The organism is Streptomyces sp. NBC_00258 (assembly GCF_036182465.1).
Taxonomy (GTDB): Bacteria; Actinomycetota; Actinomycetes; order Streptomycetales; family Streptomycetaceae; genus Streptomyces.
The window spans coordinates 30802-44028 of sequence record NZ_CP108081.1; the positions used below are offsets into that span (position 1 = coordinate 30802).

Annotated in this window: 9 protein-coding genes and 1 pseudogene; 6 read left to right on the forward strand and 4 right to left on the reverse strand. The window is 68.3% G+C overall.

The genetic code is table 11. The features are described from left to right. Positions 1 to 145: 145 nt before the first annotated feature. The 3 genes from OG718_RS00150 to OG718_RS00160 all read right to left on the reverse strand — a co-directional run bounded on the left by OG718_RS00150 (position 146) and on the right by OG718_RS00160 (position 2003). A complete protein-coding gene (locus OG718_RS00150; RefSeq protein ID WP_328842648.1) occupies positions 146 to 619 on the reverse strand; it encodes a hypothetical protein in 474 nt (157 codons plus the stop codon). A gap of 213 nt (positions 620 to 832) precedes the next feature. Beyond that, entirely contained in the window at positions 833 to 1156 is a 324-nt protein-coding gene (locus tag OG718_RS00155; protein ID WP_328842649.1) for a hypothetical protein, read from the reverse strand. Positions 1157 to 1484: 328 nt separating this feature from the next. After that, the gene (locus OG718_RS00160) at positions 1485 to 2003 is read right to left on the reverse strand and encodes a hypothetical protein (protein ID WP_328842650.1); all 519 of its coding nucleotides are present in this window, start codon (positions 2001 to 2003) and stop codon (positions 1485 to 1487) included. A gap of 471 nt (positions 2004 to 2474) precedes the next feature. Here OG718_RS00160 and OG718_RS00165 point away from each other — a divergent pair, with 471 nt between their 5' ends. Genes OG718_RS00165 through OG718_RS00175 form a run of 3 tightly spaced genes read left to right on the forward strand, consistent with a single transcriptional unit; the run spans position 2475 to position 6762 of the window. Beyond that, positions 2475 to 3050, forward strand: a complete 576-nt coding sequence (locus OG718_RS00165; protein WP_328842651.1) for a TnsA-like heteromeric transposase endonuclease subunit — start codon at positions 2475 to 2477, stop codon at positions 3048 to 3050. A 14-nt stretch (positions 3051 to 3064) separates the two neighbouring features. After that, the gene (locus OG718_RS00170) at positions 3065 to 3760 is read left to right on the forward strand and encodes a TniB family NTP-binding protein (RefSeq protein ID WP_328842652.1); all 696 of its coding nucleotides are present in this window, start codon (positions 3065 to 3067) and stop codon (positions 3758 to 3760) included. Then, positions 3757 to 6762 (forward strand): LysR family transcriptional regulator, encoded by a 3006-nt coding sequence (locus OG718_RS00175; RefSeq protein ID WP_328842653.1) that lies wholly within the window; start codon positions 3757 to 3759, stop codon positions 6760 to 6762. Before OG718_RS00170 ends, OG718_RS00175 begins: the two co-directional genes overlap by 4 nt. 165 nt (positions 6763 to 6927) lie before the next feature. Here the strand turns inward: OG718_RS00175 and OG718_RS00180 are convergent, their stop codons facing one another. Then, positions 6928 to 7878, reverse strand: a complete 951-nt coding sequence (locus OG718_RS00180) for a hypothetical protein (protein ID WP_328842654.1) — start codon at positions 7876 to 7878, stop codon at positions 6928 to 6930. A 542-nt stretch (positions 7879 to 8420) separates the two neighbouring features. Here OG718_RS00180 and OG718_RS00185 point away from each other — a divergent pair. The 3 genes and pseudogenes from OG718_RS00185 to OG718_RS00195 form a co-directional block, all read left to right on the forward strand. Next, positions 8421 to 8870: a hypothetical protein gene (locus OG718_RS00185; RefSeq protein WP_328842655.1), complete on the forward strand. Its 450-nt coding sequence runs from the start codon at positions 8421 to 8423 to the stop codon at positions 8868 to 8870. After that, on the forward strand, positions 8815 to 12357 hold the full coding sequence (locus OG718_RS00190) for a CHAT domain-containing tetratricopeptide repeat protein (RefSeq protein ID WP_328842656.1): 3543 nt from the start codon (positions 8815 to 8817) through the stop codon (positions 12355 to 12357). Before OG718_RS00185 ends, OG718_RS00190 begins: the two co-directional genes overlap by 56 nt. Positions 12358 to 12799: 442 nt before the next feature. Continuing rightward, positions 12800 to 13131: pseudogene (locus OG718_RS00195) on the forward strand (transposase family protein); the annotation flags it as partial. Positions 13132 to 13227 lie beyond the last annotated feature (96 nt).

Consider the following 13227-nt stretch of genomic DNA (forward strand, 5'->3'; position numbering starts at 1 on the left):
CTGACTGAGTCTGCCCGAGGCGTCCTGGCTGGTGTCCCGGGGCAGCGGCGCCACATCCGGCGGGTGTAGGTGCCCGGCGGATAGTCGATCAGCGGCCCGAACTCGGTGGCGGTGTGATCAGGCATGACGTCGGTTTCCCGAGAATCTATCCGCGGTTCGAGTCATAGCCCCACCGAGCCCGGCCGTCTTTGCCCATGAAGCATTTGACGGGCCGTCCGTCTTCAGCGGTGCCGAGAGCGCCGACGGGGGAGCAGGCGTATCCGAACTGGACACCCGTCCGGCCGCCAGAGCTGCTCCCGCCGCTTGTCCCGCTACCGCCGGAGTCGTCGCCGCTGTCTGCGGCGGCCTGTGCAGTAACGGTCACCTTCACCGTCTTCGTCGCAGTGACCGTGGGCGCGGGCTTCGCCGTCGCCGTCGCGGTCACAGTGACGGTCGGGCCAGGGCTGGCTACCGAGGGTTTCGCGCCGTCGGCCGTGCCGCCGTCGCCGCTGGCTCCGGCGCCGATGCCGAGGAAGAACGCGAAGCCGAGCGCGGGCAGAACGTACCTCTTGCGCGCCCATCTCGCGGCCAGGCGCGGCGGCTGCTGCGGTCTGGGCGGCCACATGTACGGGTTAGTCATCTCGTCCCCCTGCGCGCGGTTCCGGAGGGGGACGACGGTACTGCGGGGGAGATGATGCGTCCGCAATCTGCGGGAGTGGTGACCATCCCGTGATGGCCCGTCGCGCTCGTCCACTACTCGGGGCTTCATCCATAGGCGCAGCAGCTCAACAGGCAACGTCACTACCGGGCATGACCAGTCCTTGGCATGTCGGCATCAGGCAAAGGTGCCGACTCAGCAGACAATTCGGCCGAACTTCGTCACCAGCCGGTTGATCTGCTCCTGAGTCCGCGGCGGATAGTTCCGACAGATCGCTTCGGTGCCATCTGCCGCTACCCAGCTTCCGGCGACTCCCCCGTGATGGCTGCATGCGCCCCGCTCCCCAACCGACAGGGACACCCAGCCGTCAGCGCACACCGCGCCCTGGTACGTCCACTCGACCGGCGTCACGGAGGGCTCTTCCGGCGCAGCCGGGGCTGGTGCTGGCCGTTTCGCCTCGTCGGGGTCCTCCCAGAGGAGTCCCACGACCATCAGACCCACGAACACGGGCACGAACATGACGACACAGAACAACTGGAATGCACCCACGGCCACGGCGCAGGCCCTTGTCACGCGATCCCACGCCGAGCGCACCTTTGATCCCCCTACCCCCACCGCGTCCCCACACGGCGTCGCGGCATCTTACTTGCCCATACAGGCCGTGCCCCCGCCAGACCGAGAAGACCCCGATCTGGAAGTCCTGACCGCTTCCTTGCGCCGTGAGTCAAGGACAGGAACACGACGCCGGCAAGGAAAGTGGCCGGAAGCCCGCCACCGTCGGGTGGCGGGCTTCATCGTGGCCGGGTGCAACGGTCGGTCACGGTGCGGCGACGAGTGAGCTGAGCGGTTACTCGGCCGTCGGCTCGATGTAGGTGTTGTCGAACCAGTCGATGAACTCGCGCACAGTGCCGACCTTGGCGACCCGGGCGTGCAGAGCCTTCTGGTCGTGTCCGATCAGGAACCAGCCGGTGGCCACCGGCTCCCCGCAGCCGCAGTGACACATACGCGTTCCATGAGGGGAGTCGAAGTAGGTGATCGGATTGCGTGCCGACCCCACGGGAGGCTTCCCCCCGACGTAGGCGTCGTAGACCGCGTCGCCCGGCTTGAGGAACCGGCCCTCGATCGCCTTGCGCCCGCCGGCCACCGGCACAAGCCGGTCGATCTCGATGGCCATGCGCACTTCACCCTCGGCGGAGAGCAGGGCGTACTGCTCCCGCTCGGCCCGCTCACCCAGAACCCAACAACCCCGATTAGCGTGGAACAGCGCCTCGTCGTCCATGTTCGGGTCCCAGCCGACGTGATCGCGCCCCAGCTGGTCCTCCTGCGGGTTGACGTAGCGCATCCGCCCCAGCGTGATGTGGATCATGGATCAATCCCCCCAATAGATGGATACCCAGGGCTCCTTGCCCTGCGGACTATCGAACATCCTGGCAGGTTGACTCGATACCTTCAACCCCTAGGGAATATGGGTTATCGACTATCGCGACGGCGGCCCCTGGCCCTCACAGATACTCCCAGTCGAGGCGGGTCACCTGAGAAGAAGGGCCTGCTCACACATGCCGCCGCCGCTGCGGCCGGACTGGTCGTCGGCGTCCTCATCGGCGTTGCGGAATCAGGGGCGGCCCGGGATGCCGGGTGCCTCAGCCGAGGCTGCCAGGAAGGGTCCGGCCCAAGGGGCAACGCGATGAGACGAACTCCTGTCTGATCGTTCACTCGTCGTAGTGCTGTTCCCGGTCTCGTTCTATGCAGCGGCCCCCCTCCCGCTTGATCGTGGAGATGTCGCAGCTGGTCGAGACCGGGAGTTCTGCTCCCCGTCCTTGCTGCTCGGGGGTGGGGCATGTCGCGTGTGATCGGCGAAGTCTCGATGAGTCTCCGTCGTACGGACGGGAAGATCGACGAGGACCTGGTCTGGTCGACGACGGGCGTCGACGTGTTCGAGCCCTCGATCCCTTGGCGTACGTTCCGCTGGCGACGGGGCCAGAAGCACTATTCGGGGCTGTATTGGTCGTCAACCATGCGCGACCACGTCGTCTACGAGTCCCGGCTTGAGCTGACACGATTGCTCGACGCCGACTTCGACCAGGACGTGACGGCTGTCTTTGCCCAGCCGTTCTTGCTGTCCACCACCGTCGACGGCCGTCGACGCCGCCATGTACCTGACTTCCTGGTGATGCGCGAGAAGGACGTTCTGCTGGTCGTGGACGTCAAACCGCGGCACCGGCTCACCCGCCCGAAGGTGAACTTCGCGCTCGGTTGGGCCCGCGAGGTCGTTCTGTCGCGCGGCTGGGATTTCCAGGTGTGGTCCGAGCCGCCCGAAGCTGAACTGGCGAACCTGCGCTTCCTCGCGGGCTATCGCCGCGACTGGCTCTTCGACAAGGACCTGCTCGGTGGCCGGTCTGCAGGGTCGGGCTGACCAGCAACATCGGCATGAAGGAGTTCAATCGGTCGCTGCTGGAGTACTACGCGCACCCCGGCCGCAAGTGCGGCACCGCCGCGCTCTTCGCTCAGCGCGCCCTGGACTGCGTGTTGGAATGTGAGACGCGCATCTTGGTAATTGACGATCTGCACTTCCTCAAGTGGCATGACCGCAACGGGACCGAGGTCAGCAACCACTTCAAGTACATCGCGAACGAGTTCCCCGTCACGATCATCTTCATCGGTGTCGAACTGGCGGGCCGCGGCCTGTACGCCGAGGCCAACTCCCGCGGCAACATCACCCTCGCCCAGACCGCGCGCCGCACCACACCGCTGACCATGGAGCCGTTCATCGTCACCAACGACAAGCACCGCATCGAGTGGCGGAACCTGCTGCTCGCGCTGGAGCAGCGGATCGTGCTGTGCCGGAAGTTCCCCGGCATGCTCGCCGACGAACTGTCCGACTACCTCTACATCCGCACCACCGGGCACATCGGCTCGCTCATGACACTCATCAACCGTGGCTGTCAGCATGCCGCCCGCACCGGCGCCGAACTCCTGGATGTGGAACTCCTCGACCAGGTGAAGCTGGATGCGGCGGCGGAGCGTGCCCGCAAGGCGCTTGCGAAGAAGTTCGCCCGCAAGCACATGACGACCAAGCCGCGATCCCGCACCGCGAAGGCCACTGCGGCGAAGACCGTGGCATGAGGCCAGCCCGTACGCTGCCGCTGCGCCGGGCCCCGTTGGCCGGCGAGGCCCTGGACTCCTGGATCGAGGTGATGTCCGCCCAGTTGAGGGTGCCGATGGGCGAGTTGCTGGTCGCGCTGGGCCTGCGCCGGGAGGACGAATCGCCGACGAACTGGGCGCCTTGGATGACGCAGCTGACGCCGCCCCAGGCCGAGCACATAGCCGTCGCTACCGCCATCCCGCCTGACTCTCTGCACACGATGACGTTGCAGCAATTCGATCAGCGAGCCCTCGTCATCGACCGCGACCGGGGGCAGGTCAACGGATTGTTCATGTGGGGGCGCGGCGGCGGCAGCGGTTCGCGGTTCTGCCCGGACTGCCTGCGGGAGAGCGAGGGACGCTGGCCTCTGCTCTGGCGGCTCGGTTGGTCGTTCGCCTGTCTCACCCACCGCCGGCTGCTGGCGGACTTCTGCCCCAAGTGCGGCTCGCGGCACCGCAAACGCCCGCACCCCAGCCACCTCATTCCCACTCCCGGCCACTGCGACCATGTCAGCCGGTCGACCGATCAGGCCCCACGGATCCGGTGCCTGCACCCGCTGGCCGATACCGAGACCATGCGCTTCGACGACGGGCACCCTGCGCTGCGGGCCCAGCAGGCGCTACTGGACGTCATCACCTCCGGTGTCGGCACTTTCGGCGTGTACGCCCACGATCCGCAGCTCGCCATGGCCGTGCTCGCCGACATGAGGGGCCTCGCTCGCCGCGTCCTGATCCACATGCCCGCGCCTCGCATGACGCGCCTGGTTCCCGAGGAACTCGTGGAGGCCCACTTTCGCGCCCGGGAGCACAACAGCGGCCTGACGAGCACCCAGCGGCGTGCACCTCTCGATCCCGGTCGCGCGGCCCCGGCCTACGCGGAAACCACGGCTGCGGGAGCCGTCGCCGCCTGGAGCATCCTGGGACAGGCCGACTTCCGCCAGGCCGCTCCCCGGATGAGGGAACTCCTCGACGCCATCGTGGACCGCGGCTACTGGACCAGCCCCACGGTGACCCGGAATTGGGGCCGCCACAACAGCCCCGTGCTGGAGTCCGTGCATCTCAAGACCATCGCGCCGACCCTGTGGCCCAACGCCGCCCTTCGCTACCGCACCGCGCTGCCCGCCCCGTCGCTCCCGACCACCACGCCCTCGCAGCTGACCGCCCGCGCACGCAAGATCCCCGGCATCATCTGGCCGCTGTGGGCTGTACGCCTCAACCCCGTCCCGCAGGTCCGCGAGCACCTCGCCGCCGCGCTCTCGGCCAGCCTGCTGCTGGTGAACAGCCGCCTTGAACTGCCCGATGCGGTCAAGAAGGTCGGCAACCTCATCAACCAGCCCAACTTGACGCACGTACTCCAGGCACTGCGCGACGACGCTCACTACGAGGGCATCCAACTCGCCCTGATCCAGATCGCCGCCTACCTCGACAACCACAAGGTTCCGATCGACTACGGCCGCCGACGACGCCTGGACTACAGCACCTTGCTGCCCGAGAGCGAGTGGATCGCCCTGTGCCGGCGCACCCTGACCGAGCCCGGAGCCGGCACCCGCTACCAGGTCGCCCGCTGTTACCTCTTCGAGAAGATCAGCGGCCTGCCCCACACCCGGATCCCCGACCCGCCGCGCGACAGCCAGAACTTCCGCAACAGCCGGGTCCGGTTCCCCTACGTCCTGACGCCCGAGGCGTCCGCCGAACTCGACCAGATCGGCAGGGCATTCCTCGACCGCAATCGGCTCAGCAACGAGCCCCTGACCTGGCAGCCACCCGCAGAACTACTGGACGAACTCGCCCTGCCCCGACCCGACCCCGGCGACATCGACCTTGCCGATCTTCACCGCCGCGTCCGCTCCGGGCAGACGAGCACCGGCATCGCCGACGACCTCGGAACCGATCTGCGCACGCTGCGCTACGTCCTTGACCAGCACCCTGTACCTGCGGCGAAGTCGACCGCCCACAGCATGGAGCGCGGCCTCAAGGGCCTGCACGCCGCCCGGCACATGATCTCCAAGGACCAGCTGGAACGCTTCTACGTACAGCAGGACATGCCCTTCCGCACGATCCAACGCGAAACCGGCATCAACCGGAAGGCCCTGGCCGCGCTCGCCGACGAGTACGGCATTCCGAAGCGCAACCACCGGCCGTGCGGAACCCTGGACCGGGAATGGATCTACGAGCAGTACGTCGTGGGCCGCCGGACGCTGGAGGACATCGGCCGAGAGGTCGGCATGAGCGGATCATCCGTGGGGGCCCGCGTCCGCGAATACGGCATCGGGACACAGAACAACCGCCAGCCCTGGTACCCGCAGCACGACTTCACCTCAGCACCGGAGGCGATCCAGCCCACCCTGGGCAACTCCTACTCGATCTGTCGGCTTCGCCTCTTCATCCAGGTCGTCCGGTACTCCACCCTCATCGAGGCGTGCCAGACCCATGGCATCCACCCGTCGACCCTCACCATGCAGCTCAAGCGCCTGGAGACGGATCTCGGCGGCCCGCTGCTGATCCGCGCCAGCCGAGGTCGTCAACTCGAACTCACCGCTTTGGGCCGAGACGTCGTCGAAGCCGTCGAGGTCTGGGCCCGTACCCTGGCGGAACAGCCGCGGGAGACCTGGGCCCGGTCGGAGTGGCGCCCTCCACTGCCAGGACGCAAACGCAAGAGCCGGCACCCTGCTGAGGCGCCGGGCCTGGACCGTTTCCCCGCCCTTCTCCAGCCTGCGGTGCGAACGTTCGCCGGGCGCCGGCGGCTGCACCGGTTCCTGCAAGCCGCGAACTACCCCTCCCTGGCGGCGTACTGCCGCGAGGCGGGAATGTCTCCGTCCGCGCTGACTCCGCAGATTCAGCACCTGGAACGAGACCTCCAGGGGCAGCTCCTGATCCGCGGCCAGCACGGGCACCGGATGCGGCTCACCGACTTCGGTGAGAGGGTCCTGGCCGTCGCCCTGCCATACGCAGACCAACTCGGCGCGCGCAGCGACACCTACTGACTGTCGCTGAACGTCAGGGCCTGGTCGGCGCCGAGCTCGCCAACGCGGGCCATGAACCCTGCGGACGTCCGTCGGGAGGAACCGCCGCCGAAGCCAGCGGTGTGCCTTCGGTGACGGGCTCGTTCCCCGGTTCGGCTGGCTGGTGGTGTGCCGGGTGACGGGTCGTCATCCGGTGTTGCGTGGGGGCGGGATCGGTGGTGGCGTGGGCGTCAGGTGGTGGGTCAGGGTGTCGCCGGTTTCGGGGGCGAGGCGGCCGGTGGGGTCGAGGCCGAGGTGGTCGGCGAGGTCGCGGATGTGGAGGCGGGTGCTGGCTTCCAGGAGGAGAGCGTAGGTGTCGGTTGCGGTACGGGTGCGTACCCAGCCAGTGAGGGTGAGTGTGGCGGTGATGAGTGCGGCGGGCCACCACCAGACGGTGAGGGGGAGGTAGAGCAGGGCCCAGGCGGTCAGGGCGGTGGCGCGAGTGAGGTTCTGGCGGGCGGTGGTGATCTGGGTGCGGACCTCCTCGGGCAGGATCAGCCACAGATGCGGCCAGAGGGTCGCCAGGACGAGGTGGTGATCGCGATCCAGACGGACGGCTACCGCGTTGATGCGGTCCCCGCTCCAGGTGGGGCGCTCAGGTTTCTCGGGGGCGATGCGGGTCACGGCGCGTTCGGCGGCGTGCCGCGTGACGGGGTCCGGACGTTGGCCGCGGGCCAGGGCTTGGGCGTCCTGCTCGCGGTGATGGTGCCAGGTGCGAGCTGCTTCGGTCCAGCGGCCGTGCCGTCGAGCGGTTTGCTTGGCAGCAAGCTGGCGGAGCGGGGGTGGCCAGGTGGGCCAGTCGGCGGCCAGGCAGAGCCGTTCGGTCAGTGAACCGAGGGCTTGTGCGGCCAGTCCGGTCGCGGCGGCGCCAGCCAGTATCGCGGCCAGCAGTACCACTTGACCGCCCACGGTGCTCGTGGCGGGGTGTCTGGCCCAGGTCGTGATCTGGTGGGTGAGGCGGGGCAGCTCGAAGGGGTGTGTGTGGCCCAGGGTGTGGGCGGTGGCGGCGACGGCGAGATAGAGGGCGCCGGGCAGAACCAGCAAGGACAGCCACCGCTCGGCGAGTTTGGTGCCCAGTTGGGATAGCAGGACGCCCACCAGCTACAGCCGTTCCCGGCGCAGAATGGTGCTGCTGATCGCGCACTGCGGCACCGAGGAGGTGGCCTGGGGCCACCAGTAGCGCGCACAGCGGCCTCCCGGACACAGATACACCAACTCGGCACGGATATTGGGGATCCCGGTATTGCTGATCCCGGCTGGCTGGATACCACGGGTGGAGCCTGTGTGATCGGTGTAGCCGTCCAGCCCCAGGGGGTCGCAGCTGGCCTGCAGGACCGCGTGCAGCACGGAGAGCGTGCCCGCGACGTCCCGTCCCGTGCGGCGTCCAGCACCCGCTCCACCGGGCCCTCGTCCCCGCCCAGCCCGCGGCGCAGATCTGCGCGGATCTCCTCCAGGTGCGCGCACACCGTGGCCAGTCTCTGCGCCAGGTCCGGCCCTTCCGCCTCGCCCTCGTCGGCCATGGCTTCCCTCCCTGCCTGTTCTCGCCACCGGCTTGGACCCGGCCAACTACGCTGTTGCGGCGTAGGGTTGGTCGGCACCACGAGGGTACGCGGAGCTTTCCCCGCGACTCCTGGGTGGGCATGCCACGAGGCGCATGGTGGACGTCGGGGGTCGGGGTGCTAGAGGAACGGCTGGCTGCTGCGGTGTGGGCGCGGCTGCGGCGGATCGCCGACACCGGCGATCCTTCTCCGGCATTGGAACCCCAGGCCCTCACCGAGGCCCGACAGCTCACCAAACTCCTCCGCACCAACAACGGCGATTTGAGCGACGTAACAGCCTGGTACGTACTCGGCTGGCTGCACTTCCACCGGTACACAGCGCTCCCTGACGGTCAAGGCGGTGCGGACCTGGACGCCGCGGCGGAAGCGTTCATGCCCTGCTTCATCGCTGGCGCCAGCGATCTGCCCGAAGCCCTCCTGCTGCGGCTCGCCGACACCGCAGAACCGCACGCCGTCAGCCTGCTCCAGCAGGCACTTGAATCCGCCGACCCGGTTATCTTCCTCGGCAGTGCACCTGTGGCAGCAGATTGAGCATGCCACGCCCGCCGACCACCCGAACCGGGCGGAGTACCTGAACTACCTGGGGAACGCGCTGCAGGCCCGGTTCGAACGGACCGGGGACCTGTCGGACCTGGACCAGGCCATCGCCACCCGACAGGAAGCCGTACAAACCACGCCCGCCGACCACCCCAACGAAGACCTGTACCTGCACAACCTGGGGCTTGCGCTGGGGGCCCGGTTCAGACGGACCGAGGACCTGTTGGACCTGAACCAGGCCATCGACCATCTCCAGGCCGCGATCCGGGCCACACCCGCCGACCACCCCAAGCGAGCGGGGCGCCTGTTCCACCTCGGGAACGATCTGAGGAACAGGTTCGAGCGGACCGGGACTCAGTCGGACCTAGACCAGGCCATCGACCGTCTCCGGGCCGCGGTCGGGACCACGCCCGCCGACCACCCCGGCCGAGCGGCGTTCCTCAACAATCTCGGGGGCACGCTGCGGGTCCGATTCGACCGGACCGGGGGCCTATCAGACCTGGACCAGGCCATCGACTGCCTCCAGTCCGCAGTCCAGGCCACGCCTACCGGCCACCCCAACCGAGTCATGTACCTGCACAGCCTGGGGCGTGCGCTGGCAACCCGGTTCCAGCGTACAGAGAATCTGGCCGACCTCGACCAGGCCATCACCATTCGACAGCAAGCCGTAAACGTCACCCCCGCCGACCACCCCAACCGAGCTGCGTACCTGAACTACCTCGGGACCACACTGGGGGACCGGTTCGAGCGGACCGGAGTCCTATCGGACCTGGACCAGTCCATCGACTGCCTCCAGTCCGCAGTCCAGGCCGCGCCTGCCGGTGCCCCTAACCGAGCCATGTACCTGTCCAATCTGGGGTTTGCGCTGCGGGTTCGGTTCGAGCAGGTGGGGGATCTGGCGGACCTGGAGCAGGCTGTGGCCACCGGGCAGGGAGCCGTAAACGCCTCGCCCGCCGATGACCCGGGCCGTGTGGGGCACCTGTTCAATCTGGGGGGCACGCTGCAGGTTCGGTTTGGGCGTACGGGGGATCCAGCGGATCTGGACCAAGCCGTCACTATCGGACAAGAAGCCGTACACGCCACGCCCGCCGACCACCCGGATCGAATGGGGTACCTGAACAATTTGGGGATTGCGTTGCGGGACCGATTCGGGCATACGGGGGATCTGACGGATCTGGACCAGGCCGTCGATCATCTCCAGGCCGCGGTCCGCGCCACGCCCGCCGGCCGCCCCGACCGAGCAGCGTCACTGTCCAGCCTGGGGCTTGCGCTGGGAGCCCGGTTCCGGCGGACGGGGGATCTGGCGGATCTGGACCAGGCCGTCACCATCGGACAGGAAGCCGTACACGCCACGCCCGCCGACCACCCCGGCCGATCGGGGTACCTGACCAACCTGGGGGCCGCGCTGCAAGGCCGGTTCGGGCGGACGGGGGATCTGGCGGACCTGGACCGAGCCATCAACCGTCTCCAGGCCGCAGTCCGCGCCACGTCGGCCGACCACCCTGACCGCGCTAGGTACCTAGCCAACCTGGGGGCCGCGCTGCAAGGCCGGTTCGGGCAGACGGGGGATCTGACGGACGTGGACCAGGCCATCGATCATCTCCAGGCCGCGGTCCGCGCCACGCCCGCGGGTCACCCCGACCGAGCAGCGTGCCTCAACAACCTGGGGCTCGCGTTGCGGGACCGGTTCCGGCGGGCAGGGGACCAGGCGGACCTGGACGCGGCGGCATCCGCCTTGACCGGGGCGTGGGGTGTGGATTCGGCGGCGCCTTCGACCCGTATTGGAGCGGCGTGGGTGCTAGCCGGGCTCGTCTCACGATCTGAGGCGGGCCGGGCAGCGGATGCGGGGGAAGACGCGGTGCGGCTGCTGCCTGAGGTGACCCTGCGCCAGCTGGGGCGGGGCGACCAGCAGCATGCGCTCGGCGATTTCGCCGGACTGGCCGGGGATGCCGCAGCGCTGGCTCTCGCTGACTCCCGCGGGACCCGGAAGGAACGCGCAACCCGCGCGCTGCGGCTGCTAGAGGCCGGGCGGGCGGTGCTGCTCAGCCAAGCACTGGATACCCGCAGCGATCTCACCGACCTCAACCGGCAGCGCCCCGACCTCGCCGCACGGTTCGTCCAGTTGCGCGACCAACTCGACCAACCCACCACCCCCGCCGACGGGAGTGGTGAGACGGACACCCTCACGGTGCGGCAGGATCGCGCCGTACACGACCGGCACCGACTGGCCCGCGAGTTCGCCCAGACCCTGGTGGAGATCCGCGACCTGGATGACTTCGCCTCCTTCGCCCTCCCGCCCACCACCCAGGAACTTCTCACCCAGGCGGAACAAGGCCCCGTCGTGGTATTCAACACCAGCGGCTACCGCAGCGACGCCCTGCTGCTCACCACGGCTGGCATCACCTACCTGGAGCTCCCCAAACTCACCACCGACGCCCTGGCCGAGAAGGCAACCTCCTTCCAGCAGGCGCTGCACACCGCCACCACGGACCGGGACAAAACCCAGCGGCGGCAGGCACAGGACGTCATCACCCAGGTCCTGCAATGGCTGTGGGATACCGCGGCCGGACCCGTCCTGGACACGCTGGGCCACCACCGCCAGCCGCCGGCAGACGCCGAATGGCCGCGGATGTGGTGGGCACCGGGCGGACTGTTGGGACTGCTGCCCCTGCATGCTGCCGGCTACCACACCGACCCCGCCGACGACCCGCACCGGCGCACCGTCATGGACCGGGTCATCTCGTCCCACACCCCCACCGTCCGCGCCCTCCGTTACGCCCGCCAGCGCACCCGGGAAAACGTCCCGCACCCGGATACGCCCGTCCAAGGGCTGGTCGTCGCGATGCCCACCACCCCAGGCCTCCCCCGTCACGGCCGCCTGGGCCACGTCAGTGCCGAGGCCGAGATGCTGCGCCGCCACCTACCGCGCACCGTACTGCTGCGCGAACCCGACCCCGATGGCCAACCGGCCAACTCGCCGCCGAGCACGCCGACCAAAGCAGCCGTCCTAGACCACCTGTCCCATTGCCCGATCGCTCATTTCGCCAGCCACCCCACCGACCCCTCCCAGAGCCTGCTGCTGCTCCACGACCATCAAAGCGACCCCCTCACCGTCGCCAGCCTCACCCCCGTCCGCCTCGACCATGCCCAGCTGGCCTACCTATCTGCCTGCCGCACCGCGGCCATCGACACCGCTAACTTGGCCGACGAGGCCATCCATCTGACCTCTGCTTTCCAGCTGGCCGGCTTCCCCCACGTCGTCGGCACCCTGTGGGAGATCGACGACCAGATCGCCGTCACCGTCGCCGACAGCTTCTACACCCACCTGCGCACCCCTGACGGAACCATCGACACCAGCCGGGCAGCCCAGGCGCTGCACCAGGCCGTGCGCGGCGTACGTGACGGCCACGACCTGCCCGGCCAGCTCGACCGGACCCGGACCCCCTTCCTGTGGGCCGCCTACCTCCACGCCGGCGCCTGACACGAACCCCGGCCCCCCCCGAGGAGTCACACTTCTCATGGCCGCCCAGATATTCCGTTCGGCCGGATCACGGATGAACCACCGGCCCAGCACATGGCATATATGTCGGCAGCGGATGTCAAGGGACAAGGTCGTGAGACAGAAGTGTCGTGTCCTCCAATTGAGACGGTCGGAAAAGCCCAGGCCGCTACATCGGAACGGGACATTCCGAATGCAGGCCTACAAACGGCGCAACCAGAGACTGCTTCAAGCCGGTTGACAGATACAGAGGCACCCCGGGTCTGATGGAGGCTCCGGACTGTCCCGAGTTGGGTGGAGTCGAGTTACTTGGTTTCACGCTACCGGCGGGGAACGGAGTTCGTACTCCACCGGACCGAGCATGCCCAGCGCGGAGTGCCTGCGCTGTCGGATATGGAAGATTTCCAGGTACTCGAAGAGCGTGGTGGAGGTCCAACGCGAGCAAGTGCTCCGCACGCGCCGCAGTCACGAGCGCATGGTCGCCCCCGGCGCAGGCGCCAAAGCCAAGCTCACCCAGCCGACCGGGTCCTGGCCACCGTGCTCCACCTGCGCAAACTCGCCACCATGGACCTCCTCGGGCAACTCTTCGGCGTCACCGCCATGACCATCAACCGAGCGAAACAGGAAGTCCGCCCACTCCTGGAAACACACGGCCACCACGTCGACACCTCAACCGCCCGCTTCCACACACCAGCCGACGTCGCGACGTTCCTCGCTTCCAACCCCACCCCAACCAAGGTCAAAAAAACGAGTTAAAGATCTGCACGCCCTTAAGCGCCATGCTCCTAGCCTCTGTCTCGCCTTCAGTACTCCGGGCGCTCGCCTGTCCGCTCCCGATCAGCTGGCCGCAGG

Bases quoted from the DNA above. Each gene is read 5' to 3' on its own strand.
- OG718_RS00150 (WP_328842648.1), bottom strand. From the start codon at position 619: ATGACTAACCCGTACATGTGGCCGCCCAGACCGCAGCAGCCGCCGCGC.
- OG718_RS00155 (WP_328842649.1), bottom strand. From the start codon at position 1,156: ATGTTCGTGCCCGTGTTCGTGGGTCTGATGGTCGTGGGACTCCTCTGG.
- OG718_RS00160 (WP_328842650.1), bottom strand. From the start codon at position 2,003: ATGATCCACATCACGCTGGGGCGGATGCGCTACGTCAACCCGCAGGAG.
- OG718_RS00165 (WP_328842651.1), top strand. From the start codon at position 2,475: ATGTCGCGTGTGATCGGCGAAGTCTCGATGAGTCTCCGTCGTACGGAC.
- OG718_RS00170 (WP_328842652.1), top strand. From the start codon at position 3,065: ATGAAGGAGTTCAATCGGTCGCTGCTGGAGTACTACGCGCACCCCGGC.
- OG718_RS00175 (WP_328842653.1), top strand. From the start codon at position 3,757: ATGAGGCCAGCCCGTACGCTGCCGCTGCGCCGGGCCCCGTTGGCCGGC.
- OG718_RS00185 (WP_328842655.1), top strand. From the start codon at position 8,421: ATGCCACGAGGCGCATGGTGGACGTCGGGGGTCGGGGTGCTAGAGGAA.